A 22825-nucleotide genomic window follows, 5' to 3' on the forward strand; every position below is an offset into this window, starting at 1 on the left:
GGCCTTTTGAGCCTCAATCGCGCTCGGACTCGCCGGGCGCCGGCGCGCCGGGCATGGGCGCGATGCCGATGTGCGGGACGTCGGGCGACAGCTCCGGGATCTCGACCTGACCGCGCGCCACGTGGCTCTTGCGGTAGCCGTAGAGGAAGTAGACCACCAGGCCGATCGCCGCCCAGCCGAAGAACAGGATCTGGGTCTCCACTGAGAGGCTGAAGAAGAGGTAGACGCAGCCGATCGCCGCCAGCGGGGCGACGACCATCACCGCGGGCGTGCGGAACGGGCGATGCCGGCTGGGATCGGTCCGCCGCAGCACCAGGACGGCGATCGCCACCATGGCGAAGGCGAAGAGCGTGCCGGAGTTGGAGACGTCGGCCAGCACGCCGACCGGGAAGAAGGCCGAGAACACCGCGACGAAGACGCCGGTGATCAGGGTGATCACGTGCGGGGTGTGGAACTTCGGGTGGACCTTGGACAAGCTCTCTGGAAGCAGGCCGTCGCGGCTCATCACGAAGAAGATCCGCGTCTGGCCGTACATCATCATCAGGATGACCGAAGGCAGGGCGAGGCCGGCCGCCAGGCCGATCAGGTTGCCGATCTGGGGCCAGCCGATGGTGCGCAGGGTCCAGGCCAACGCCTCCTTCGAGCAGACCACCTTGGCGTCGCCGATCGCCTGGCAGGCGGTGGTGAGTTCGATGCTGCCGGGCCGCAGGCCCGCGCCGCCGGCGCCCAGCACCGGTTGGGCGCCCACGGTGCCGATGACGCCGGCCGCGACCAGCAGGTAGAAGATGGTGCAGATGCCAAGCGAGCCGATCAGGCCGATCGGCATGTTGCGCTGTGGATTCTTGGTCTCCTCCGCCGCTGTCGAGACGGCGTCGAAGCCGACGTAGGCGAAGAAGATCGAGGCCGCCGCAGCGGAGATCCCGCCGAAGCCCAGGGGCGCGAACGGCGTGAAGTTCTCCATGTTCACGACCGGAATCGCCAGCGCGATGAAGAGCGTCAGCGCCGCCACCTTCACCGCCACCAGGAAGGCGTTGACCGTCGCCGATTCCTTGGTGCCGATCACCAGCAGGGCGGTGACCAGCAGGGCGATCCCGGCGGCCGGCAGGTTGACGAAACCCCCGTCGAGGGGGCCGCGCACCAAGGCGAGCGGAATGTCGATGTGAAAGGCGTTCTGGATCAGTCCGACGACGTAGCCCGACCAGCCGACCGAGACCGCGCCGGCGGCGATGGCGTACTCGAGGATCAGCGCCCAACCGACCATCCAGGCCAGCAGCTCGCCCATCACCGCGTAGCTGTAGGTGTAGGCCGAGCCCGAGACCGGCACCATGGCCGCCATCTCGGCGTAGCAGAGCGCGGCGACCGCGCAGACGAAGCCTGCAATGACGAAGGCGGCCATCATGCCGGGGCCGGCCTTCTGCGCCGCCTCGGCGGTCAGAACGAAGATCCCGGTGCCGATGACGGCCCCGATTCCCAGCATGGTCAGCTGGACGGGGCCTAAGGACCGGTGCAGCGATTTCTTCTCAGCGGTGGCAAGAATTGCGTCGAGCGACTTAACGCGCCACATATTTCCTCCATGTGGCGAGCGAAAGCCGCCAAGAATTTTCCTGGGCGGACGGTTGCTTGCGTCGCGCCATGCGGTCAAGCGCCAAGCCTTGGCGGACAGGTCAACCAAGGTTAGAGCCCGTCCATGCTTCCCGTCCACGAGGCCCTGCCCGAACTGAAGGCGGCGCTTTCGGCTCACACCGCCGCGGTGCTCGTCGCCCCGCCCGGCGCGGGCAAGACCACCGTGGTCCCGCTCGAACTGTTGGGCGAGGCCTGGCTCGGCGGCGGCAGGATCATCGTCCTGGAGCCGCGCCGGCTGGCCGCCCGCGCCGCCGCCGAACGGATGGCCAAGACCCTGGGCGAGACGGCCGGCGAGACCGTGGGCTTCCGCGTGCGGATGCAGTCCAAGGTCTCGGGCCGGACCCGAATCGAGGTGGTCACCGAGGGCGTCTTCACCCGCATGGTCCTGGCCGACCCTGAGTTGGCCGGGGTCGGCTGCGTGATCTTCGACGAGTTCCACGAGCGCAGCCTGGATGCAGACCTCGGCCTGGCGCTGGCCCGGGACGCCCAGGGCGTGCTGCGCGAGGACCTGCGGCTGCTGGTGATGTCGGCGACCCTCGACGGGGCGGCGGTGGCGCGGCTGCTGGGCGAGGCCCCGGTGATCGAGAGCCAGGGGCGCGCCTATCCGGTCGATACTCGCTACCTCGGCCGCGATGACCGGCTGCGCCTCGAAGACCAGGTGGTGCGCGCCGTCGAGCGGGCGCTGGCCGAAGAGACCGGCAGCGTCCTGGTCTTCCTGCCGGGGCAGGGGGAGATCCGGCGCGCCGCCGAGCGGCTCGCCGAGCGAATCCGCCGTCCCGACGTCGACATCGATCCGCTCTATGGCGCGCTCACCCCGCCCGAGCAGGACCGCGCCATCAGCCCGGCGCCGGCCGGGCGACGCAAGGTGGTGCTGGCCACCTCCATCGCCGAGACCAGCCTGACCATCGAGGGCGTCAGGGTGGTGATCGATTCGGGCCAGGCCCGCGTGCCGCGCTTCGACCCGGCGAGCGGGCTGACCCGGCTGGCCACCGTGCGCGTCAGCCGCGCCGCCGCCGACCAGCGGCGCGGCCGCGCCGGCCGCACCGAGCCCGGGGTCTGCTACCGGCTGTGGGACGAGGCCGAGACCCGCGCCCTGCCGGCCTTCGCCGACCCGGAGATGCTGGAGGCCGACCTCTCGGGCCTCGCCCTCGACCTCGCCCGCTGGGGCGCGCCCGATCCCGCGGCGCTGGCCTTCCTCGATCCGCCGCCGGCGGCGGCCTTCAAGGAGGCGCGATCGCTGCTGCACCGGTTGGAGGCGCTGGACGGCAAGGGGGTGCTGACCGCCCACGGCACGGCGCTCGCCGAGATGCCGCTGCCGCCCCGGCTGGCGCACATGGTGCTGAAGGCGGCCGCCTCCGGCCAGGCGGCCCGCGCCGCGCGCATCGCCGCCCTGGTCGCCGAGCGCGGCCTGGGCGGCCGCGACGTGGACCTGCGCCATCGGCTGGAGGGGCTGGAGCGGGACCGATCGCCGCGCGCCCGCGACGCCCGCACGCTCGCCGAGCGCTGGGCGGGACTGAGCGGCAAGGCGGGGCGGGGCGAGGCGCTGGCGGACGGCCTGCTGCTGGCCTTCGCCTATCCGGAGCGGATCGCCCGGGCGCGCGGCCCGCTGGGCGAGTTCCAGCTGGTCAGCGGCCGCGGCGCCTTCCTGGAATCCACCGACGCCCTGGCCCGCGAGACCTGGCTGGCGGTGGCCGAGCTGGGCGGCGGCGACCGACGCGACCGCATCCTGCTGGCCGCGCCCGTCGACGAGGCCGAGCTGGTCGACGCCTTCGCCGACCAGCTGGAGATCGAGGAGCGGCTGGAGGAGAGCGGCGGCGGACGCCTGCGGGTCAAGCGCATCACCCGCCTGGGCCGGCTGGCGGTGCGCGAACAGGTCGACGACAATCCCGATCCGGCGCTGATCGCCCAGGCCCTGGCCGAGCGGGTTCGTCGCGACGGCGTCGGCGTCCTGCCGTGGGGCGAATCGGCGCGGACCCTGCGCGCCCGAGCGGCCTTCCTGCGCCGATACGACGACAGCTGGCCGGACCTGTCGGACGCCGCCCTGGGCGAGCGGCTGGAGGACTGGCTCACGCCGCTGCTCACGGGCGTACGGTCGCTCGCGGCCCTGAAGTCGGACGTGCTGGACGGGGCGCTGCGGACCCTGGTCCCCTGGGAGCGCCAGCGCGAGCTGGAGGCCGCCGCGCCCGCCCGCTGGGCCGCCCCCACCGGCAACAGCTTCGCCATCGACTACGCCGCCGACGGCGGGCCGCGGGTGGAGGTGCGGGTGCAGGAGGTTTTCGGCCTGGCCGAGCATCCCAGCATCGCCGCCGGCCGGGTTCCCCTGACGCTCGCCCTGCTGTCGCCAGCCCACCGCCCGATCCAGACCACCCAGGACCTGCCGGGCTTCTGGAAGGGCTCCTGGAAGGACGTCCGCTCGGACATGCGCGGCCGCTACCCCCGCCACGTCTGGCCCGAGGATCCCTCGGTCGCCGCCCCGACCACACGCGCGAAGCCGCGGGGGACATAGAGCCGCGCCACCACCTCCGTCATCCCGGACGCGCGCAGCGCGATCCGGGCCCCAGGGGCCGCCGCACTGCAGAACCCCCTGGGTCCCGGCTCTCCGCTTCGCTCCGGCCGGGATGACGAGGCTTATTTACGCCCGGTCGTGCGGGTGGTGGCTGCGGAAGCCGATGGCGAGGCGGTTCCAGGCGTTGATGGTGGTGATCAGCAGCGTCAGTTCGACGATCTCCTCGGGAGAGAAGTGCTCCTTCAGGCCATCGTAGTCCTCGTCCGGCGCGCCGGTCTCGGCGATGCGGGTCAGGCTCTCGGTCCAGGCGAGCGCCGCCCGCTCCTTCGGCGTGTACATCCGCGACTCCCGCCAGGCGTCGAGCAGGAACAGCCGCTCGGGCCGCTCGCCCTCCTTCAGGGCGTCGCTGGTGTGCATGTGCAGGCAGTAGGCGCAGCCGTTGATCTGCGAGGCGCGGGTCTTCACCAGCTCGACCAGGGAATGGGGCAGGGCCCCGCTCCTGAACCCTTCCTCCAGCGCCAGCATCGGCTTCAGCGCCTCGGGCGCGACCTGCCAGTAGTTGAGCCGCTCGGTCATCTTGGATCTCCCGTTCTTGATACGTCGCAAGGACGGATCGGCCGGGATATTTGTGACATGGCCTCAAGACAAAAACGTCATCCTGTGGCGGCGTAAATCATGATCCCGGTGGCCACCGAGAGGTTCAGGCTGTCGGCGCGGCCGCGCATGGGGATCTTGACGGCGACGTCGCAGAGCGCGGCCATCTCCGGCGGCAGGCCCTGCTGTTCGTTGCCCATCAGCACCAGGGCGGGCTTGCGGTAGTCGGCCCCGCGGTGGTCGACCGTGGCCGATAGCAGGGTTCCCACCACCGAGCCCGGCCAGCTTTTCCGCCAGTCGGCGAACTCCGCCTCGCTGGCGCGGGTCAGGGGTACGGCGAAGATCGAGCCCATGGTGGCCCGCACCGCCTCCACCGAATAGGGATCGCAGCACTCGCCGACCAGGATCACTCCGCCGCAGCCGGCGGCGTCGGCCGTGCGCACGATGGTCCCGAGATTGCCGGGGTCGCGCACCCGGTGCAAGGCGACGAAGCAGGGCGCGGCCTTCGGGTCGACCTCGGCCAGCGGCCGGAAGGTCTGGGCGAAGACGCCCACCACCGCCTGGGGGTTATCCCGCCGGGAGACCTTGGCGAGGATGTCCTGGGTGACCTCGATCACCTCGCCGCCGGCGGCCAGGGTCGCGGCGATCGCCTGGGTCAGCAGCGGATGATCGGCGTCGCGGCCATGCATCAGGATCCGCGGGGCATGGCCCAGGTCGACGCCCTCGGTGACGTTCTTCAGCCCCTCGGCGACGAACAGGCCGGTCTCGTCGCGCTCCTTCCGCAGGTGCAGGGCGCGGACGGCCTTGACGGTCGTGTTGGCGAGCGAGGTGACGGTGCGCGCGCTCACGAGGCCCACCGGGCGTAGAAGCTCATGCCGATCTGGCGATCGCCGGCCGCCTCGGTCAGGGCCAGTTCGCCCCATTCGATGGTCCCGCCGCGGCCGGGCAGCTTTTCCGCCAGCAGGCCGGAGAGGGCCGCCCCGGAGATCCGCTCGGCGTAGGCGTTCAGCACCAGGAAGCTGGCGTCTTCGGACAGCAGTTCGGCGCAAAGCCCCGCCAGTTCTGGCAGGTCCTCGAACAGCCGCCAGACTTCGCCGCCCGGCCCGCGGCCGTATTTCGGCGGATCGAGGATGATCCCGTCGTAGCGCGAGCCGCGACGCACCTCGCGCTGCACGTATTTGCGCGCGTCCTCGGTGATCCAGCGGATCGGCCGGTCGGAGAGCGCCGAAAGCTCGGCGTTCTCGCGAGCCCAGGCCACCGCCTTCTTCGAGGCGTCGACGTGGGTCACCGCCGCGCCCGCCGCCGCCATCACCAGGCTGGCCACGCCGGTGTAGCCGAAGAGGTTGAGCACCTTGGGCTGGCCGTCATGTGCGCGCACGCGCTGGTCTAGCCAGGCCCAGTTCGCCGCCTGCTCCGGAAAGAAGGCGAGGTGGCGGAAGGCGGTGAAGCGGCCGTGGAATTTCGCCTCGCCCCAGCCGAGCGGCCAGGACTCGACCGCCGGGCCGCGGAAGCGCCAGCGTCCGGCGTCCTCCTCGTCGGTCGGGTCGAACACCGCATCGGCCTCGTCCCAGGCCTGGGCGGACAGGCGGGGCGCCCACATGCACTGCGGCTCCGGGCGCACGACCGTGTAGCGGCCATATCTTTCGAGCTTTCGGCCGTGGCCGCTGTCCAGCAGGGCGTAGTCGTCCCAGCCCAGCGTGCGCATCACGCCAGGCGCTTCGGCCACTAGGGGGTTGCGCGCGCTCATCGGCGGCGGCTTACGCGGTCGGCGGCGTCGCCGTCCAGCCTTGTGGTCGCGGCAGCCGAGCTGAGCCTTGTCAGGACGACGGTTTTGCGGTCGTGTAACATAAAGGTAACCGAGGTATCCAGGTGGACATTGAAACCGGCCCCGCGCGACGCAGGTCGGCCCGCAAGGCCCGGGGGCTCGGCCATCTACGCCGCGGCGAGATCCTCGACGCCGCCGAACAGATCTTCGACGCCGAGGGCTATGAGGGGGCGACGATCCGCAAGATCGCCGAGGCGGTCGGCGTCTCCTCCACCGCGCTCTACATCCACTTTCCCGACAAGGCGGCGATTCTTGGGGAGATCTGCAGGCGCACGCTCGAACGCCTGCTGGCGCGCAACCGCGAACTGGCGGCCAAGCCGCTCGAACCGACGGTGCGCGTGCGCATGATGCTGGAAGAATATTTGCGCTGGGGCCTCGCCCATCCGAACGCCTATCAGCTTGTCTATTCGACGCGGCGTCCGCTATCGGCAGGGCTCTGGTCCAAAGATGCGGTCGATCTGAGCGTCCAATGCTACGAGATCTTCGAAAGCGTGGTGCGCGAAATCGCCGTCCAGGGGCGGCTGCGCGCGCGGGGGGCCGAGGCCGCCGCCCTGACCTTCTGGACCGGCGCCCATGGGCTGGTGGCGATGGTCTGTGCGCGCCCGAACTTCCAGTGGGCCGGGACCGAGGAGATGATCGCCACCACCCTCGACGCCCTGATGCGCGGATTGATCTGCGACTGAGCCTCGCCGCTGCGGCGCTGGCGCTGTGGCTCTCCCCAATGGTCGCGCTCGCGGCCCCGCGGGTTCTCTCCTTCGACCAGTGCTCGGACGAATATGTGCTGGCGCTCAGCCCGCGCGAGGCCGTCGTCGGCCTCTCGACGCGGGCGGACGACGCCGATTCCCTGCTGGCGGCCAAGGCGCGCGGCCTGCCGCTGCGCCGGGTGAACTTCGAGACCGCCTTGTCCGCCCGCCCGGACCTGGTGGTGCGCACCTACGGCGGCGACGCCCGCCTCGTCCGCGCGCTGCAGCGGCGGGGCGTGCGGGTGCTGACGCTCGAGGACGCGCCCGACTTCGAAGGCGTCCGCCGCAATCTCCGCGCGGTCGCCGAGGCGGTCGGCGAGCCCCGGGCGGGCGCGGTCATGGTCGCCGAGATGGACCGGCGACTGGCCCGCTCGGCGGGCGCCTGGAAGGGACGGCGCGCCATCTACCTGACGCCCAGCGGCTTCACCGCCGGCCCCGGAACCCTGCCGGACGCCATTCTGCGCGCCGCCGGGATGATCAACCTCGAACGGCGGGCGGGCTACGGCGAGGTTCCGCTGGAGCGTTTCGTCCTCGATCCGCCCGAGGCGGTGGTGATGGGCTTCTTCGACACCCAGGCCTACGCCAGCGAGAGCTGGGCCCCCGGCCGGCACGCCCTGATGCAGAAGGTGCTGCGCCAGCGCGCCGTGGCCAGCCTGCCCGGCGCGATGATCGCCTGCGCCAACTGGGGCGCGGCCGAGGCCGTCGAGCAGCTCGCGGCGCGGGCCCCGAAATGAAGGACGTCAGGCTGAACGGCCTTCTCCTGCTGGGCGTGCTGGCGCTGATCGCCGCCGGCCTGTGGCTGGGCGAGGTCCCCCTGAGCTGGGCTCAGTTCGTCCAGGGCTTCGCGGATCCGGGCTCGGCGCCCGGCGAAGTGCTCTGGCGGATCCGCTGCCCCCGCAGCGTCGCCGCCGCTGTGGTGGGGGCGGCGCTCGGCCTGGCCGGGGCGGTGATGCAGGGGCTGCTGCGCAATCCGCTGGCCGATCCCGGCGTGCTGGGCGTCTCCGGCGGCGCGGGCCTGGGCGCGGCCATCGCCATCGCGGTCGGCCTGGGCGCGGAGAGCGGGGTGGTCGAGGGCGCGGCCCTGATCGCCGCCATGCTCATGGGCCTGGCGCTGACCGCGCTCGCCGCCCGGTTCCGCGAGCCGGAGACGCTGATCCTGTTCGGGGTCGCCATCTCCTCCTTCTCCGGGGCGCTGACCTCGCTGGTGTTCAACTTCGCGCCGTCGCCGGTGACCCTGTCCGAGGTCTTCTCCTGGCTGCTGGGTTCGGTCGCCAACCGTGACTGGGGCGACATCGGCCGCGAGCTGATCCCGATGGGCGTCGGGGCCGGGCTCTGCGCCTATTCCGCCCGCGGCCTGGTGATGCTGAGCCTGGGCGAGGAGAGCGCCGTCATGTCCGGCCTGCCGATGGCGCGGCTGCGCGGCGCGGCGGTCGCCGGGGCCTCGCTGCTCACCGGGGCGGCGGTCGCCATGGCCGGCATCGTCGGCTTCGTGGGCCTGGCCGCGCCGCACCTGGTGCGGACCCGGGCCGGGGCCGATCCGGGCCGCATCCTCCTGCCGTCGGCCCTGACCGGCGCGTTGCTGCTGATGGGGGCCGATCTGGCGGCGCGGCTGATCCCCACCGACCTGGAGCTCAAGCTGGGGGTGGTCACGGCTCTGCTCGGCGCGCCGCTCTTCGCCATGATCGCCTGGCGCGCGGCGCGGAGCTGGCGCGGATGATGGCCTTCGCCCTCGAAGCCGCGACGGTGCGGCGCGGCCGCGCCATCGTGCTGCAGGACGCCAGCGTCCAGGCCCGCCCCGGCGAGGTGCTGGGCGTGATCGGCGCCAATGGCGCGGGCAAGACGACCCTGCTGCGCGCCGCCCTGGGGCTGGTCCGGCTGGAGCAGGGCCGCGCGGTCCTGGCTGGCCGCGACGTGAAGAGTCTGAGCGATCCGGAGCGCGCGGCGCTCGCCGCCTATCTGCCCCAGGAGCGGCGGATCGGCTGGAACCTGCCGGCCTGGCGGGTGGCGAGCCTGGGCGCGGCGCATCTCGCCCCCAGGGCGGCGCGCGACCGCGCCCACGAGGTCCTGGCGCGGGTGGGGCTGGCGGCCTTGGCCGACCGCGGCGTGCTGGACATGTCCGGCGGCGAACGGGGGCGGGTGCTGCTGGCCCGCCTGCTGGCCGCCCATGCGCCGCTGCTGATGGCCGACGAGCCGGGGGCGGGCCTCGATCCCGACGCCCAGCTGCTGGCGCTGGAGCTGCTGCGCGCCGAGGCGGAGCGCGGGGCGGGAGTGGTCCTCACCCTGCACGACCTCAGCCTGGCGGCGCGGGCCTGCGACCGGCTGGTGGTGCTGAGCCAAGGCCGGGTGGTCGCCGACGCCGCGCCGCGTGCGGCGCTGACGCCGGCGGTGCTCGCGCAGGCGTTCGCACTGGACGGGAAGCTGGAGGAGACCAGCGCCGGTCTGGTGGTGGCGGCGAAGCGGCTTTAGCTGCCGCCTGCCGCCTCGGTCGCAGTGGTCGCCACCGAGGCCGGGTAGGCGTAGCTGCCGCGCGCCAGGTCGCTGCTCAGGGTCGCCGGGGCCGAGCCGCCGTTCAGCTTGGCGCGGTAGACCTGCATGCCCTCCAGCACCCGCATCACATAGTTGCGGGTCTCGGAGAAGGGAATGCACTCGATGAAGTCGATCGGATCGGTCGAGCCGCCCCGCGGGTCGCCGCAGTAGCCCGCCCACGCCGTCGGCCGGCCGGGACCGGCGTTGTAGCCCGCCACGGCCATGACGTAGGAGCCGGAGAACTGGTTCACCAGCTGGCCGAGGAAGCTGGAGCCGAGCCGCATGTTGTACTCGGGCTCGTCGAGCATGGACGGCGAATAGCCCATGCCGTTGCGGCGCGCGACGATGGCGGCGGTCGCCGGCATCAGCTGCATCATGCCGCGGGCCCCGACGCCGGATCGCACCAACGGATCGAAGCCGCTCTCCTGGCGGGTGACGGCCAGCACCAGAGCCGGCTCCGGCGCGCCCATCACCTGGGGCGGGGTGCGGTAGGGATAGGCCCGTTGCGGCAGGACGAAGCCGCGCTGGGCGGCCCCCCGGGCGATCTTCATCGAGGTGTCCTGGTCGCCGTAGCCGCGCACCAGGTCGATCAGCAGGGCCTGGTCGGAGGCGGTCGGCAGGACGTCGTCCAGCGCCAGGACGAAGGACCGGAAGGTGTCGCGCTGGCCTTCGTCGTGCAGCAGGCGCGCGCCCTGGACGATATCGCTCGCCTCGAAGCGGCTGCGGTCGCCGGGCGTCAGCTGCGGGTCGTCGCCGATCACCAGCCGCTGGCCGAGCTTCTCGGCCGCGAGCTGGCCGTAGAAGGTGGTCTGGTGCTGGGCGCCGGCGGCGTAGAAGCTCTGGGCGGAGGCCTGGTCGCCGCGCGCCGCGGCGGCGCGGCCCTGCCAATAGAGGGCGCGGGCCCGGGTGATCGGCGAGGTGCCGACGCGGTCGATGACGGCGAAGTGGCGCGCGGCGCGCTCGGGATCCTTCAGCCGGGTGAGCGCGATCCAGCCGGCGTAGAACTCGGCCTCGGCCGCCGGGACGCCGAAGGTGAAGCCGCTGTTGGCGGCCGCGGCGTAGGCGCCTTTGGAATCGCCGAGCTTCAACTCCGCCAGCACCATCTGCCGGCGCTCCTCCCAGATCCGGTCGGCCTGTTCCGCCGTGTGGATCGCCCTGGGGAAGTAGGGCAGCTGGGCGGTGGCGAGCTCGACGAGGCCGTGGCGGCGCAGATAGGCCGCGCGCTCGAAGGCGACGCCCGGGCTTTGAGCCAGCTCCGGCGACAGGGCGTTGGCGAGTTCGTTGGCGTTGGAGGCGTCGGCGCGCAGCGCGATGCGGGCGAAGGCCGCCTGCTGCTGCTCCGGCGGGAGCAGGGGGATCAGGTCGCGCGCCGCCGGACCCTGGGAGCCGCAGAGCAGGATGTCGGCGCGGGCGACGTGGTCGTCCTGGGTCAGCACGTCGCTGAAGCGGCCGAGCATGGTGCGCTGGACGTTCAGCTCGAAGCTCTTGGTGCGCCACCAGCGCCGGATCAGCTCGGCGGCGGGGGCGGGCTGGCCGACGTTGCGGTAGGCCTGGGCGAGCGCCATGGCCCCTTGCGCGGTCGTCGGCTCCAGGCTGTCGAACCAGTCGATGATCTGTTTGGGCGACTTGCCGGAGGCTTCCACCAGCTTCTCGGCCGCGGCCTGGCGCCGGGGGGCGCGCGGCCAGGCCATCAGCTCCCGGCGCGCCTGGTCGACTTCATAGAAGCTCAGCGAATCCCCCGCCGAGTCGATCAGCATCCAGGTGGCGGTCTTGCGCGCCGCCCGGTCGTTCAGAGCCGCGATCGCCGCGCGCGCATTGTTCACGTCGCCGCGGCGGGCGGCCTCCACGGCCGACCGGAAGTTGGCGAAGTCCGCCGGCGACAACGGCTGGCGCACGGTCTGCTCGGCGGCCTGGACAGGCGCGTCGACGACCCCTTGGGCGTCGGATCGCTGCAGCAGGGCGCCGATGGCGTCCATCTGCTGCGCGCGCGCGACCGCGCCTGAGACCAGCACCATGCTGGCGATCAGCAATACGTTTCGGGTTTTGGCGTGCAACTCTCGCCCCCTTGGCCCACCGCAAACGCATACGAACGTTGCGGCCGCGACTCACCACCCATATTGTCGCGCCGAATCTGAACGTCGCTTCAATAAGCGCTCTTTTCACGGCAATTTGCAGATATGTCCCAGCCTTTATTCAAGGGCCTGTTCCCGGCGCTCGTGACGCCCTTCCGCGACGGCGCCGTCGACGAGGAGGCTTTCATTCGCCTCGTCGAGCGCCAGATCGACGGCGGGGTCCACGGCCTGGTGCCGGTCGGCACTACCGGAGAGACGGCCACCTTGTCGCACGACGAGCATCGTCGCGTCGTCGAGCTTTGCGTCGCCACCGCCCGCGGGCGGGTTCCGGTGATCGCCGGCGCCGGCTCCAACTCCACGGAGGAGGCGATCGAGCTGGTCCGTCACGCCAAGGCGATCGGCGCGGACGCAGCCCTGGTGGTGACGCCCTACTATGTGCGGCCGAGCCAGGAAGGCCTCTACGCCCACTATGCGGCGATCAATGCGGCGGTTCAGCTGCCGGTGGTGGTCTACAACGTGCCCTCGCGCACCGGGACCGACATCTCCAACGAGGTGCTGGCCAGGCTTTCCAAGCTGCCGAACATCATCGGCATCAAGGACGCCACCAGCGATCTCTCGCGGGCCAGCATGCAGCGGCTGATGTGCGGCGACGACTGGGTGATGTTGACGGGAGACGACCCCACCGGTCTCGGCTATCTGGCGCACGGCGGCCACGGCTGCATCTCGGTGACCTCGAACGTCGCCCCGGAGCAGACCGCGGCCATGTACAACGCCGCGCTGTCGGGCGACTGGGAGGGCGCGCTGCAGCATCAGGACCGGCTGATCCGCCTGCACCGGGCGCTGTTCTCCGACGCCTCCCCGGCGCCGACCAAGTTCGCCCTGGCGCACCTGGGTCTCTGCACCGAGGACGTGCGCCTGCCGCTCGTGGTGGCCTCCGAGGCCTCGCGCGCCGAGGTCCTGGCGGCGATGCGCGACGCGGGCGTGGTCTGACGTAAAACGGATCGCGCCACGGAAAACACCGAAGAGCCTTAGCAGCCTCCGGCCGACCGCTCTTTGCTCTGCGTCCGTGCAGCCCGTGTTTTCCGTGGTTCGCCTCCACTTTCGTGTATTTCGTGGTTCCAAACACCATATGCCCACGTCTCGCCGATGGAGGGCGGGGATCTAGATGGCCGGCAAGCTGATCGCTGAGAACCGCCGGGCGCGGTTCGACTACTTCCTGGAACAGACCTTCGAGGCGGGGCTTGCGCTCACCGGCTCGGAGGTGAAGTCGCTGCGCAACGGCCGCGCCAACATCGCCGAGAGCTACGCGGCGGTGGAGGGCGACCAGATCGTGCTGGTGAACGCCGACATCCCGCCCTACGCCCAGGCCAACCGCTTCAACCACGAGCCGCGCCGGCCGCGGAAGCTGCTGCTGCACCGCAAGGAGATCGACAAGCTGATCGGCGCTGTGCAGCGCGAAGGCCGCACCATCATCCCGACCAAGCTCTATTGGAACGACAAGGGGATGGCGAAGCTGGAGCTGTCGCTGGCCAAGGGCAAGAAGCTCCACGACAAGCGCGAGACCGAGGCCGCGCGCGACTGGCAGCGCGACAAGGCCCGGCTGATGAAGAACCTGGGGTAGGGCGAAGCGCCGCCCTCCTGGAGATCCTGTGTCATCCCGGACAACCGCTGCGCGAAAACCGGGATGACAATTATGGGGCGGGGGCCGGGCTCAGCCCTCGATCAGCGCCTTGGCCCGGACGAACACCGCCTCGAACATCTCCGCGGTCAGCCGGCCGGTGTTCGTGTTGAGGCGGGAGCAATGGTAGCTGTTCAGCACCGTGTACGGCCCGGCCTGGAATTCCGAGCCGTGGCCGGGGATCCCGGCGGAGGCCTTGAGCCCGAGGGCGCGCAGCACGTTGCGCCGCGAGACGTCGCCCAGGGTGACGATCACCTTCAGCCGGGGCAGGGCCTCGATGCGCGACGTCAGGAACGGCCGGCAGTTGGCCTCTTCCGAGGTCTCCGGCTTGTTGCCCGGCGGGGCGCAGCGCACGGCGTTGGTGATCATGCAGTCCACCAGCTCCAGTCCGTCGTCCGGTCGCGCCTCGTAGCGGCCGCGGGCGAAGCCGAGCTTCAGCAGGGTTTCGTAGAGCAGCACGCCGGCGAAATCGCCGGTGAAGGGCCGGCCGGTGCGATTGGCCCCCATGCGGCCGGGCGCCAGGCCCGCAACCAGCAGCTGGGCGCCCTCGTCGCCGAACGAAGGGGCGGGGCCGTTGAACCAGTCGGGATGGGCCGCCCGGTTCACCTCGCGATAGGCCACCAGCCGGGGGCAGATCGGGCAGTCGCGCGCGGGCTCGGGGCCGCACGCGGCGGCGTCTAGCTTGGTCACCGGCTGGTTCTTCCTCATCCTGGCGCGACTCGCTAGGAGTCGGCGCGCACGCATAGACATCGCCGCCCCGGATGAACAGGGCGCGGCCGGCGCGAGGACGCACTGATCGATCCGAAGCTTCCAGATCCAGGGACCGACCTCGACGCCGCGGTCGTGGTGGCCCTGGGCAGCAACCTGGCGGGCGATTTCGCGTCCTGCGAGGCGCTGCTCGAGGCCGCGCTGGCGGCCCTGCCGGCGGCCGGACTGCGGGTGGTCGCCCGGTCCGGCTGGTGGCGCTCCGCCGCCTGGCCTGATCCCCAGGGGCCGGAATACCGCAACGGCGTCGCCCTGGTGGCGACCAGCCTGGACGCCGAGGCGACGCTCCAGGCTCTGCTGGGCGTGGAGGCGGAGTTCAACCGCCGCCGCGACCAGCGCAACGCGCCGCGGACGCTCGACCTCGACCTGATCGCCTATGGCCGGCAGGTGATCGCGACGCCCGGCCTGACCTTGCCGCACCCCCGCGCGCACGAGCGGCTGTTCGTCATGGGCCCGCTGGCCGAGATCGCGCCGGGCTGGCGTCACCCGGTCCTGGGGCGGACGGCGGCGCAGTTGGCGGCCGAGGCGACGGTGGGAACGGACGCTGTCCTCCTCTCCCCGCTGGGGAGAAGGTAGGGTGAGGGGCGGCGCGGACATCGACGTCTTGACCGATTGCGCAGCCAGAGCCCTCCGGCCGCCCCGCTTGCGCAACTGACCGGCCGAGCCACCCCTCACCCAACCTCTCCCCACGGGGGAGAGGGCTCTATTCTCGCCTGCGACCCCCTGCGGCGTTGCACAATGGGGCGCGACCCTCTATTTTCCCCGGTTCTACTCCCCGCCCGAGGACTCCATGGCTCGCGTCACCGTCGAAGATTGCATCGAGAAGGTTCCCAACCGCTTCAGCCTGGTGCTGTTGGCGGCCCATCGCGCCCGCGCCATTTCGGCCGGCTCGCAGATCCTTGTCGATCGCGACAACGACAAGAATCCGGTGGTCTCGCTGCGCGAGATCGCGGACGACGTGGTCGACGCCGACGAGCTGCGCGAAGCCCTGATCGGCACCCTGCAGCGCGTCGACGAGCGCTCGGAAGCCGAGGAAGAGGCCGAGACCCTGGCCCTGCTGGCGGATCCGACCCACATGCAGATGAGCGAGCTCGAGCTCGTTCGCGCCCTGCAGAGCGACCGCGACGGTGGTCAGGAGGAGCGGTACTGAGCCCCGAAGGCGCAGACCCTCTCACGATCCCGGCGGCCGATCCGGCCGCCTCGCCGAAGGCCGGCTCGAAGGATGCGGCCGAACCGGCCGTCCTGGAAAAGCCCGGCCCGAAGACTGCGGCTGGTCAAGCCGCTGCGCTGAAGGACAGCTTGAAAGACGGGGCGGCTCCGGCCGCTCCCGCTAAGCGGCCCCGCTTCCTTCGCCAATTCGAACTGATCGAAAAGGTCCGGTCCTACGACCCGACCGCCGACGAGGCGCTGCTGAACCGCGCCTATGTCTACGCCATGCGGATGCACGGGGCGCAGACGCGCGCCTCCGGCGATCCCTACTTCGCCCACCCCATCGAGGTGGCCGGCATCCTCACGGACTACCGCCTCGACACCGCGACCATCGTCACGGCCCTGCTGCACGACGTGATCGAGGACACTCCGGTCACGCGCAAGGAGATCGACGAGCTCTTCGGCCCCGAGATCGGCGAGCTGGTCGAGGGGGTGACCAAGCTTTCCAAGCTGGAGCTGTCCTCCGAGCATCTGCGGCAGGCGGAAAACCTTCGGAAATTCATCCTGGCGATCAGCCGGGACGTGCGCGTGCTGCTGGTCAAGCTAGCCGACCGGCTGCACAACATGCGCACGCTGCAGTACATCAAGAGCCCGGCGAAGCGGGAGCGGATCGCGCGCGAGACGCTCGACATCTACGCCCCGCTCGCCCGCAACATCGGCGTGCACCGGATCTGCACCGAGCTCGAAGAGCTCGCCTTCGCCCACCTCAATCCCGTGGCCCGCGACGCCATCTACCGCCGGCTGGAGACGCTGCGGCATGACCAGGGCGGAGCGGTGTCGCTGGTCTCGGGCGAAATCGCCTCCCGGCTGGAGGCGGCCGGCATCCCGGCCCGGGTCTTCGGCCGCGAGAAGCATCCCTATTCGATCTGGCGAAAGCTGCAGCGCAAGTCGATCGGCTTCTCGCAGCTGTCGGACATCTACGCCTTCCGGGTGATCGTCGACTCCGAGGACGACTGCTACCGCGCGCTCGGCTTCATCCACCGCGCCTGGCCCAGCGTGCCGGAGCGGTTCAAGGACTTCATCTCGACGCCGAAACGCAACAACTACCGCTCCCTGCACACCACCGTGGTCGGCCCCAAGGGCATGCGGATCGAGATGCAGATCCGCACCGAGGCCATGGACCGGGTCGCGGAGGAGGGGGTCGCCGCGCACTGGCGCTACAAGGACAAGTCCTACGGCTTCGATGTGGAGCACCAGAAGGCGGCCGGCGGGCGCGACCCGCTGGTCAACCTGCGCCACCTCGTCCAGGTGCTGGAGCATGGCGGCGACGCCGAGGAGCTGGTCGAGCACGCCAAGCTCGAGATGTTCCTCGACCAGGTCTTCGTCTTCACGCCCAAGGGCCAGCTGGTCAGCCTGCCGAGCGGGGCCATGCCGCTGGATTTCGCCTATGCGGTGCACACCAATATCGGCGACACCACCGTCGGGGTGAAGATCAACGGCGAGCTGAAGCCGCTGCGCACGACGCTGCAGAACGGCGACGTGGTCGAGGTGATCCGCGGCGGCAAGCCGATCGTGCCGCCGGACTGGCGTTCGCTGGCGGTCACCGGCCGGGCGCGCTCGGCGATCCGCCGCCACATCCGCCAGACCGAGAAGGAAGAGTTCACCCGGCTCGGACGGATGACCGTCGAGCAGGCCTTCGAGGCCGCCGGCAAGTCGCTCAAGGAGGTCTCGCTGCGGCCGGCCCTCGACCGTTTCGCCGCGCCCGGCGAGGAGGAGCTGTATGAGAGCGTCGGCCGTGGCCGGGTCAGCCCGCCGCAGGTTCTCGACGCCATCTTCCCCGGCCTGAAGGTGACCGAGCGCGAGGCCGCCTCGGCGCGCCGGCGCATCGAGGAAGGCAAGGGCGCGCGTCTCTACGTCCGCGGCGGCGGCCTGACGCCGGGCGTCGCCATCCACTTCGGCGAATGCTGCTCGCCGGTGCCGGGCGACCGCATCGTCGGCATCCTCGAGGGCGACGGGCGCGGCATCACCGTCCACACCATCGACTGCGAGCGGCTGGCCGAGTACGAGGACCGCGAGGAGCTCTGGCGCGACCTGCAGTGGACGCCCGAGGCCGAGCGCAACGCCATCGCCCGGGCCAAGCTCACCGCCACCATCCGCAACGCGCCCGGCGTGCTGGGCCAGGCCTGCACGGTGATCGGCGAGGCCGGCGGCAATATCGTCGGCCTGCGGATGCACCACCGCCAGGCGGACTTCTTCGACGTCGACTTCGACCTCGAGGTCAGCGACGCCCGCCACCTGACCCACATCGCCGCGGCGCTGCGCGCCAACCCCAGCGTCGAGACGGTGGACCGGTCGAAGAACTAGGCGTCGCAGAGCAGCGCCCTTGAACGTTCTGCGCTGCGCCTCGCCCAACGCTCTCGCCACGGATGGGCAGAGGGCTCAAGCGGAGCCGCATCTTTCACACGCCGCGAAACCGCACTATCTCCGATGCATGAAGCTTTTCCGCGAAGTGGCGTGATGAGACCTCTCCGCCTCGGTGTGAACATCGACCATGTGGCGACCGTCCGGAACGCCCGTGGCGAGACCTATCCGGATCCGGTCCGGGCCGCCGAAATCGCCCTGTCGGCGGGCGCAGACGGCATCACCGCCCACCTGCGCGAGGACCGGCGGCACATCTCCGACGCCGACATCGACGCCCTGGCCGACATCACCCGCAAGCGTGGCCGGCCGCTGAACCTCGAGATGGCGGTGACCGCCGAGATGGAGGCCATCGCCCTGGCGCACCTGCCGCACGCGGCCTGCCTGGTGCCCGAGCGGCGCGAGGAGGTGACGACCGAGGGCGGCCTCGACGTCGCCAAGAGCCACAACACCATCGCCCCGCTGGTCGGCCGGCTCTCGGCCGCCGGCGTCCGCGTCTCCTGCTTCATCGACGCCGATCCGGCTCAAGTGGCGGCCGCCAAATCGGTCGGCGCGGCGGTGGTCGAGTTCCACACCGGCGCCTATTGCGAGGCCGTGCGCCATCGCTCGCCGAGCGCGCCGCAGCTGCTGGAGCAGCTCAAGGCCGCCGCGCGCGAGGCCGCGCGGCTGGGCCTGGAGGTCCACGCCGGCCACGGCATCGACTACGAGACGGTCAAGCCGATCGCCGCCATCCCCGAGGTGGTCGAGCTGAACATCGGCCATTTCCTGATCGGCGAAGCCATCTTCATCGGCCTCGGTCCAGCCATCCAGCGCATGCGCGCCCTGATGGACGAGGCGCGAGCCAATTCGCATGAAATGGCTGAAGAGCTTTCGAAGTGATGGCGATTTCTGTGAAAGCGCCTGGGGAGAGGGCCGCATGATCATCGGCCTGGGCTCGGATCTCTCAGACATCCGCCGGGTGGAGAAGAGCCTGGAGCGGTTCGGCGAGCGCTTCACCCACCGCATCTATACCGAGATCGAGCGGACCCGCTCCGAGCGCAAGCCCGACCGCGCCGCCAGCTACGCCAAGCGTTTCGCCGCCAAGGAGGCCTGCGCCAAGGCGCTCGGCACCGGCATCAAGCGCGGCGTCTTCTGGCGCGACATGGGGGTCGCCAACCTGCCGTCCGGCAAGCCGACCATGAGCCTGACCGGCGGAGCGCTGGAGCGGCTGAAGGAGATCACCCCGGCCGGGATGACGGCGGTGATCCACCTGAGCCTGACCGACGATCACCCCTACGCCCAGGCCTTCGTCATCATCGAGGCGCTGCCGGACTAGTGTCCCGATTCCGAAGTTCGCATGCGCTTGTGGCGGGCTCCGACGAACTTCGGAATCGAGAAGCACACTAGCTAGGTCGCGGCCGCGGCCGTGCGCCGGGCCACCCGGGGCCAGATGATGTTGATCGCCAGGCCGCCGAGCACCAGGCCCGCGGCCGCCAGCTTCCAGTCGGAAAGCGGCTCGCCGAGCAGCAGCCAGGACGCCCCCATCGCGACGACCGGAATCAGCAGCGACAGCGGCGAGATCGTCGCCGCCGGGTGGCGGGCGAGCAGCCAGGCCCAGGCGCCGTAGCCGAAGAGGGTGTTGCCGACCGTCTGCCAGGCGACCGCCGCCCAGGCTCCGGCGGAGGCGTGGGCGATCGCATGGGACACCACCGGCCATCCGTCGAAGACGATCGCCAGGGCGAACAGCGGCGGCGCGGAGAACAGGCTGGCCCAGACGACGAAGGCCAGCACGTTGACGTCCGGCGTGGCGCGCGCCACCACGTTGCCGCCCGCCCAGGCCAGGGCCGACAGCAGAACCAGGACGAGGCCAAGCGGCGCCATGTCGGCGCCTGCGTGCAACATCAGCCAGGCCAGGCCCGCCGCGGAGAGGGCGAGCGCCGCCAGCTGATAGCCGCGGATCCGCTCCCCGCTGACCAGCAGGGCGATGCCGATGGTGAAGAACACCTGCATCTGCGCCACCAGGGAGGCGAGCCCGGGCGAGATCATCCCGCGCATGGCGATGAACAGCAGGCCGAACTGGCCCACGCCGATCAGCAGGCCGTAGGCGACGAGGTTGCGCCAGGGAACGTCGGGTCGCTTCAGGCCGAACGCGGCCGGAACGAGCGCGAAGGTGAAGCGCAGGGCCGCGAGCGTCAGCGGCGGCAGCTCCGTCAGGGCGAATTTGATGACGACGAAGTTGACGCCCCACACGGCGACCACGGCGAGCGCGAGGAGGAGGTGCAGGGGCGGCAGGGCGTCGCGGTTCATCAGGCGCGTATGAACGATCACCTGCGTCGGGACCAGAGCTGGACCCTGCCGGGTTGCGTGCGGCATAGCGCCGGCATGTCCAAGACTTCACGGGGCCTGGCCTTGCTCAGCGGCTATGCAACGCGTAGCAACAGCCGGTCCGGTGCGCCGGACGCCGTCAGGGATCATCCATGAGCGAGAACGTGCAGGCTGCACAGACCCCCGAAAAGTCCGGCGCTGTCAGCGAGATCGTCGAGATCGTCAAGACTGTCGTCTACGCGCTGCTGATCGCCCTGGTGCTGCGGGTGCTGTTCTTCCAGCCCTTCACGATCCCGTCGGCCTCGATGGAGCCGAACCTCTACCAGGGCGACTACATCATCGTCTCGAAGTTCAGCTACGGCTACTCGCGTCACTCCATTCCGTTCAGTCCGCCGATCTTCGCGGGCCGGGTGATGGAGCGGAAGCCGCATCGCGGGGACGTCGTCGTCTTCAAACTGCCGCGCGACGGCCACACCGACTACGTCAAGCGGCTGATCGGCCTGCCGGGCGACCGCCTGCAGATGAAGGACGGCCTGCTTTACCTGAACGGCGAGCAGGTGCCCCGGGTGTTCGCCGGCACGACCAAGGAAGATTCCGGCTACGGCTTCATCCGCGAGGTGGCCAGCTACAAGGAGACCCTGCCGGGCGGGAAGTCATTCATGACCAACGACTACGGGACCGACGGCGAGCTCGACAACACCGACGTCTTCGTGGTGCCCGAAGGCCAGTACTTCATGATGGGCGACAACCGCGACAACTCGTCGGACAGCCGCGTGCCGCCCGAAGCCAACGGCGTGGGCTTCGTCCCGGCGGAGAATCTGGTGGGCAAGGCGCAGATCATCCTGCTGTCGTGGAACCCCGGCGCCTCGATCTTCAAGCCCTGGACCTGGGTCCTGGGCGCGCGGCCGAGCCGGTTCTTCCACGTCCTGCAGTGACCGCCATTTCGATGAACGCCAGGGTGGCCGCGGTCGCTGAGCTCGAACGCCGCATCGGTCACATTTTCCAGGATCGGGACCTGCTGGAGCGGGCGCTGACTCACGCCAGCGTCGGCGACGGCGCCAAGTCCGTGCGCCACAACGAGCGGCTGGAGTTCCTCGGCGACCGGGTGCTGAACCTCTGCGCCGCCGAGCGGCTGATGGAGCTCGACCCGGATTCCCGCGAAGGGGAGATGTCGCGGCTGCTGGCGAGCCTGGTGAACTACCATGCCTGCGCGCGGGCGGCGAAGCGGGCGGGCTTGCCCGACGCCATGCGGCTCTCGGCCAGCGCCACCAAGATCGGCGCCCGGACGTCCGACGCGGTGCTGGGCGACGCCTGCGAGGCGCTGATCGCGGCCCTCTACATCGACGGCGGGCTGGAGTGCGCGCGCACCTTCTTCCTGGCCTTCTGGGCCGAGGAGTTCGAGCGCATGCGCGAACCGCGCAGCAAGGATCCCAAGACCCAGCTGCAGGAGTGGGCTCAGGGCCGCGGCCTGCCGCTGCCGGCCTACGAGGTGGTCGGCCGCGAGGGTCCGGACCATGCGCCGTCCTTCACGGTGCAGGTCACGGTCGAGGGCCTGGCGCCGGAGCGGGCGAAGGGTCGCTCGCGGCAGGACGCCGAGAAGGCCGCGGCCCAGGCCATGCTATTGAAACAAGAGGGCCCCGAGCCCGGACAAGAGGTAAGCGTATGACCCGGGCCGGCTTCGCCGCCATCATCGGCGCGCCCAATGCAGGCAAGTCGACGCTCACCAACCGACTGGTGGGCGCCAAGGTCTCGATCGTCACCCAGAAGGTGCAGACGACGCGCTTCCCGGTGCGGGGCGTGGCCATGGCCGGCGAGGCGCAGATCGTGCTCGTCGACACGCCCGGCATCTTCCAGCCCCGGCGCCGGCTCGACCGGGCCATGGTGCGCGCCGCCTGGGGCGGGGCGGAGGACGCCGACGCCGTGGTGCACATGGTCGACGCCGCCGCCGAGATCGCCGCGGCCGAAACCGGCGCCAAGGCCGCCGACAAGCGCGCCGCGATCGATGTCGAGACCATCATCGAAGGGCTGAAGTCTTCCGGCCGCAAGGCCATCCTGGCGCTGAACAAGGTCGATGCGGTCAAGCGCGAGAACCTGCTGGAGCTCTCCCAGCGGCTGTTCGAAACCGGGGTCTATTCCGAGGTCTTCATGATCTCGGCGACGACCGGCTCGGGCGTCGAGGACCTCAAGGCCCGGCTCGCCGAGCTGATGCCGGAGAACCCCTGGTTCTATCCGGAGGACCAGACCGCCGACCTGCCGGCCCGCCTGCTCTCCGCCGAGATCACCCGCGAGAAGATCTACCTGCGCGTCCACGAGGAGCTGCCCTATTCGGCGGCCGTCGAGACGACCAAGTTCGAAGAACGCAAGGACGGCTCGATCCGCATCGAGCAGACCATCTATGTCGAGCGCGAGAGCCAGCGGCCGATCATCCTCGGCAAGGGCGGCCAGACCCTGAAGTGGATCGGCCAGAAGTCACGCGAGGAGCTGAATGTCATCCTCGACCGGCCGGTGCACCTCTTCCTGCACGTCCAGGTCGACGAACGCTGGGCCGACAAGCGCGAGTTCTACGGCGACGTGGGATTGGACTTCGACGTCTGAATTGCGCGCCCTCTCCCCGCGAGCGGG

The 22825-nt window shown here is 70.8% G+C and carries 22 protein-coding genes and 1 pseudogene; 15 read left to right on the forward strand and 8 right to left on the reverse strand.

Annotation, left to right across the window (positions count from 1 at the left end):
- Positions 1–13: 13 nt before the first annotated feature.
- A complete protein-coding gene (locus tag ACSQ2B_RS01280) occupies positions 14–1564 on the reverse strand; it encodes an amino acid permease (protein ID WP_436046652.1) in 1551 nt (516 codons plus the stop codon).
- Positions 1565–1687: 123 nt separating this feature from the next.
- Between ACSQ2B_RS01280 and hrpB the strand changes: the two genes are divergently transcribed.
- Positions 1688–4129, forward strand: a complete 2442-nt coding sequence (hrpB, locus tag ACSQ2B_RS01285) for an ATP-dependent helicase HrpB (protein ID WP_436046654.1) — start codon at positions 1688–1690, stop codon at positions 4127–4129.
- A 19-nt stretch (positions 4130–4148) separates the two neighbouring features.
- On the opposite strand, the pseudogene ACSQ2B_RS01290 reads toward hrpB, so the two are convergent.
- The 4 genes and pseudogenes from ACSQ2B_RS01290 to ACSQ2B_RS01305 form a co-directional block, all read right to left on the reverse strand.
- A pseudogene (locus tag ACSQ2B_RS01290) lies at positions 4149–4244 on the reverse strand (hypothetical protein); the annotation flags it as partial.
- Positions 4245–4255: 11 nt separating this feature from the next.
- Positions 4256–4705, reverse strand: a complete 450-nt coding sequence (locus tag ACSQ2B_RS01295; RefSeq protein ID WP_436046656.1) for a carboxymuconolactone decarboxylase family protein — start codon at positions 4703–4705, stop codon at positions 4256–4258.
- 77 nt (positions 4706–4782) lie between these two features.
- Positions 4783–5571, reverse strand: coding sequence for a TrmH family RNA methyltransferase (locus ACSQ2B_RS01300; RefSeq protein ID WP_436046658.1), 789 nt, complete (start codon positions 5569–5571; stop codon positions 4783–4785).
- Positions 5568–6470, reverse strand: a complete 903-nt coding sequence (locus tag ACSQ2B_RS01305) for a class I SAM-dependent methyltransferase (RefSeq protein WP_436046660.1) — start codon at positions 6468–6470, stop codon at positions 5568–5570. Before ACSQ2B_RS01305 ends, ACSQ2B_RS01300 begins: the two co-directional genes overlap by 4 nt.
- A 122-nt stretch (positions 6471–6592) precedes the next feature.
- Between ACSQ2B_RS01305 and ACSQ2B_RS01310 the strand changes: the two genes are divergently transcribed.
- Genes ACSQ2B_RS01310 through ACSQ2B_RS01325 form a run of 4 tightly spaced genes read left to right on the forward strand, consistent with a single transcriptional unit; the run spans position 6593 to position 9757 of the window.
- Positions 6593–7231: a TetR/AcrR family transcriptional regulator gene (locus ACSQ2B_RS01310; RefSeq protein ID WP_436046662.1), complete on the forward strand. Its 639-nt coding sequence runs from the start codon at positions 6593–6595 to the stop codon at positions 7229–7231.
- Positions 7232–7269: 38 nt separating this feature from the next.
- Positions 7270–8025 carry an ABC transporter substrate-binding protein gene (locus tag ACSQ2B_RS01315; protein ID WP_436046664.1) on the forward strand — a complete coding sequence of 252 codons (756 nt, stop codon included), beginning with the start codon at positions 7270–7272 and terminating at the stop codon, positions 8023–8025.
- Complete coding sequence (locus ACSQ2B_RS01320) at positions 8022–9008, forward strand: FecCD family ABC transporter permease (protein ID WP_436046665.1); 987 nt, start codon at positions 8022–8024, stop codon at positions 9006–9008. Before ACSQ2B_RS01315 ends, ACSQ2B_RS01320 begins: the two co-directional genes overlap by 4 nt.
- Positions 9005–9757, forward strand: a complete 753-nt coding sequence (locus tag ACSQ2B_RS01325; RefSeq protein WP_436046667.1) for an ABC transporter ATP-binding protein — start codon at positions 9005–9007, stop codon at positions 9755–9757. The genes ACSQ2B_RS01320 and ACSQ2B_RS01325 overlap by 4 nt, the downstream gene beginning before the upstream one ends.
- On the opposite strand, the gene ACSQ2B_RS01330 is transcribed toward ACSQ2B_RS01325, so the two are convergent.
- Positions 9754–11871, reverse strand: coding sequence for a transglycosylase SLT domain-containing protein (locus tag ACSQ2B_RS01330; RefSeq protein ID WP_436046668.1), 2118 nt, complete (start codon positions 11869–11871; stop codon positions 9754–9756). The two genes, ACSQ2B_RS01325 and ACSQ2B_RS01330, sit on opposite strands and share 4 nt — an antisense overlap.
- A 123-nt stretch (positions 11872–11994) precedes the next feature.
- Between ACSQ2B_RS01330 and dapA the strand changes: the two genes are divergently transcribed.
- Entirely contained in the window at positions 11995–12879 is an 885-nt protein-coding gene (dapA, locus tag ACSQ2B_RS01335) for a 4-hydroxy-tetrahydrodipicolinate synthase (RefSeq protein ID WP_436046670.1), read from the forward strand.
- Positions 12880–13054: 175 nt separating this feature from the next.
- Complete coding sequence (gene smpB / locus ACSQ2B_RS01340; protein WP_436046672.1) at positions 13055–13510, forward strand: SsrA-binding protein SmpB; 456 nt, start codon at positions 13055–13057, stop codon at positions 13508–13510.
- A gap of 90 nt (positions 13511–13600) precedes the next feature.
- Here the strand turns inward: smpB and ACSQ2B_RS01345 are convergent, their stop codons facing one another.
- Positions 13601–14257 (reverse strand): uracil-DNA glycosylase, encoded by a 657-nt coding sequence (locus ACSQ2B_RS01345; protein ID WP_436046673.1) that lies wholly within the window; start codon positions 14255–14257, stop codon positions 13601–13603.
- Positions 14258–14410: 153 nt separating this feature from the next.
- Between ACSQ2B_RS01345 and folK the strand changes: the two genes are divergently transcribed.
- The 5 genes from folK (at position 14411) to acpS (ending at position 19214) form a co-directional block, all read left to right on the forward strand.
- The gene (gene folK, locus ACSQ2B_RS01350) at positions 14411–14908 is read left to right on the forward strand and encodes a 2-amino-4-hydroxy-6-hydroxymethyldihydropteridine diphosphokinase (RefSeq protein WP_436046674.1); all 498 of its coding nucleotides are present in this window, start codon (positions 14411–14413) and stop codon (positions 14906–14908) included.
- 214 nt (positions 14909–15122) lie between these two features.
- Entirely contained in the window at positions 15123–15482 is a 360-nt protein-coding gene (gene rpoZ / locus ACSQ2B_RS01355; RefSeq protein ID WP_436046675.1) for a DNA-directed RNA polymerase subunit omega, read from the forward strand.
- Positions 15483–15631: 149 nt separating this feature from the next.
- Positions 15632–17845, forward strand: coding sequence for a RelA/SpoT family protein (locus tag ACSQ2B_RS01360; protein ID WP_436046676.1), 2214 nt, complete (start codon positions 15632–15634; stop codon positions 17843–17845).
- 153 nt (positions 17846–17998) lie between these two features.
- The gene (locus tag ACSQ2B_RS01365; protein ID WP_436046677.1) at positions 17999–18778 is read left to right on the forward strand and encodes a pyridoxine 5'-phosphate synthase; all 780 of its coding nucleotides are present in this window, start codon (positions 17999–18001) and stop codon (positions 18776–18778) included.
- A gap of 37 nt (positions 18779–18815) precedes the next feature.
- The gene (gene acpS, locus ACSQ2B_RS01370) at positions 18816–19214 is read left to right on the forward strand and encodes a holo-ACP synthase (protein WP_436046678.1); all 399 of its coding nucleotides are present in this window, start codon (positions 18816–18818) and stop codon (positions 19212–19214) included.
- Between the two features lie 71 nt (positions 19215–19285).
- On the opposite strand, the gene ACSQ2B_RS01375 is transcribed toward acpS, so the two are convergent.
- Entirely contained in the window at positions 19286–20185 is a 900-nt protein-coding gene (locus tag ACSQ2B_RS01375) for an EamA family transporter (protein ID WP_436049544.1), read from the reverse strand.
- Positions 20186–20355: 170 nt separating this feature from the next.
- Here ACSQ2B_RS01375 and lepB point away from each other — a divergent pair, with 170 nt between their 5' ends.
- From lepB to era, 3 genes are read left to right on the forward strand one after another with little or no spacing between them, the layout of a single operon-like run.
- Positions 20356–21138 carry a signal peptidase I gene (gene lepB / locus ACSQ2B_RS01380; RefSeq protein ID WP_436046679.1) on the forward strand — a complete coding sequence of 261 codons (783 nt, stop codon included), beginning with the start codon at positions 20356–20358 and terminating at the stop codon, positions 21136–21138.
- Positions 21139–21149: 11 nt separating this feature from the next.
- On the forward strand, positions 21150–21869 hold the full coding sequence (gene rnc / locus ACSQ2B_RS01385) for a ribonuclease III (RefSeq protein WP_436046680.1): 720 nt from the start codon (positions 21150–21152) through the stop codon (positions 21867–21869).
- Positions 21866–22798 carry a GTPase Era gene (gene era / locus ACSQ2B_RS01390; RefSeq protein WP_436046681.1) on the forward strand — a complete coding sequence of 311 codons (933 nt, stop codon included), beginning with the start codon at positions 21866–21868 and terminating at the stop codon, positions 22796–22798. The genes rnc and era overlap by 4 nt, the downstream gene beginning before the upstream one ends.
- Positions 22799–22825 lie beyond the last annotated feature (27 nt).

This window comes from Phenylobacterium sp. LjRoot225, assembly GCF_964252855.1.
Classification (GTDB): Bacteria; Pseudomonadota; Alphaproteobacteria; order Caulobacterales; family Caulobacteraceae; genus Phenylobacterium.

What these genes read in the sequence shown, in the direction of transcription:
- ACSQ2B_RS01280 (WP_436046652.1), bottom strand. Translation starts at nt 1,564, where the DNA reads ATGTGGCGCGTTAAGTCGCTCGACGCAATTCTTGCCACCGCTGAGAAG.
- hrpB (WP_436046654.1), top strand. Translation starts at nt 1,688, where the DNA reads ATGCTTCCCGTCCACGAGGCCCTGCCCGAACTGAAGGCGGCGCTTTCG.
- ACSQ2B_RS01295 (WP_436046656.1), bottom strand. Translation starts at nt 4,705, where the DNA reads ATGACCGAGCGGCTCAACTACTGGCAGGTCGCGCCCGAGGCGCTGAAG.
- ACSQ2B_RS01305 (WP_436046660.1), bottom strand. Translation starts at nt 6,470, where the DNA reads ATGAGCGCGCGCAACCCCCTAGTGGCCGAAGCGCCTGGCGTGATGCGC.
- ACSQ2B_RS01315 (WP_436046664.1), top strand. Translation starts at nt 7,270, where the DNA reads ATGGTCGCGCTCGCGGCCCCGCGGGTTCTCTCCTTCGACCAGTGCTCG.
- ACSQ2B_RS01320 (WP_436046665.1), top strand. Translation starts at nt 8,022, where the DNA reads ATGAAGGACGTCAGGCTGAACGGCCTTCTCCTGCTGGGCGTGCTGGCG.
- ACSQ2B_RS01325 (WP_436046667.1), top strand. Translation starts at nt 9,005, where the DNA reads ATGATGGCCTTCGCCCTCGAAGCCGCGACGGTGCGGCGCGGCCGCGCC.
- dapA (WP_436046670.1), top strand. Translation starts at nt 11,995, where the DNA reads ATGTCCCAGCCTTTATTCAAGGGCCTGTTCCCGGCGCTCGTGACGCCC.
- smpB (WP_436046672.1), top strand. Translation starts at nt 13,055, where the DNA reads ATGGCCGGCAAGCTGATCGCTGAGAACCGCCGGGCGCGGTTCGACTAC.
- rpoZ (WP_436046675.1), top strand. Translation starts at nt 15,123, where the DNA reads ATGGCTCGCGTCACCGTCGAAGATTGCATCGAGAAGGTTCCCAACCGC.
- ACSQ2B_RS01365 (WP_436046677.1), top strand. Translation starts at nt 17,999, where the DNA reads ATGAGACCTCTCCGCCTCGGTGTGAACATCGACCATGTGGCGACCGTC.
- acpS (WP_436046678.1), top strand. Translation starts at nt 18,816, where the DNA reads ATGATCATCGGCCTGGGCTCGGATCTCTCAGACATCCGCCGGGTGGAG.
- ACSQ2B_RS01375 (WP_436049544.1), bottom strand. Translation starts at nt 20,185, where the DNA reads ATGAACCGCGACGCCCTGCCGCCCCTGCACCTCCTCCTCGCGCTCGCC.
- lepB (WP_436046679.1), top strand. Translation starts at nt 20,356, where the DNA reads ATGAGCGAGAACGTGCAGGCTGCACAGACCCCCGAAAAGTCCGGCGCT.
- rnc (WP_436046680.1), top strand. Translation starts at nt 21,150, where the DNA reads ATGAACGCCAGGGTGGCCGCGGTCGCTGAGCTCGAACGCCGCATCGGT.
- era (WP_436046681.1), top strand. Translation starts at nt 21,866, where the DNA reads ATGACCCGGGCCGGCTTCGCCGCCATCATCGGCGCGCCCAATGCAGGC.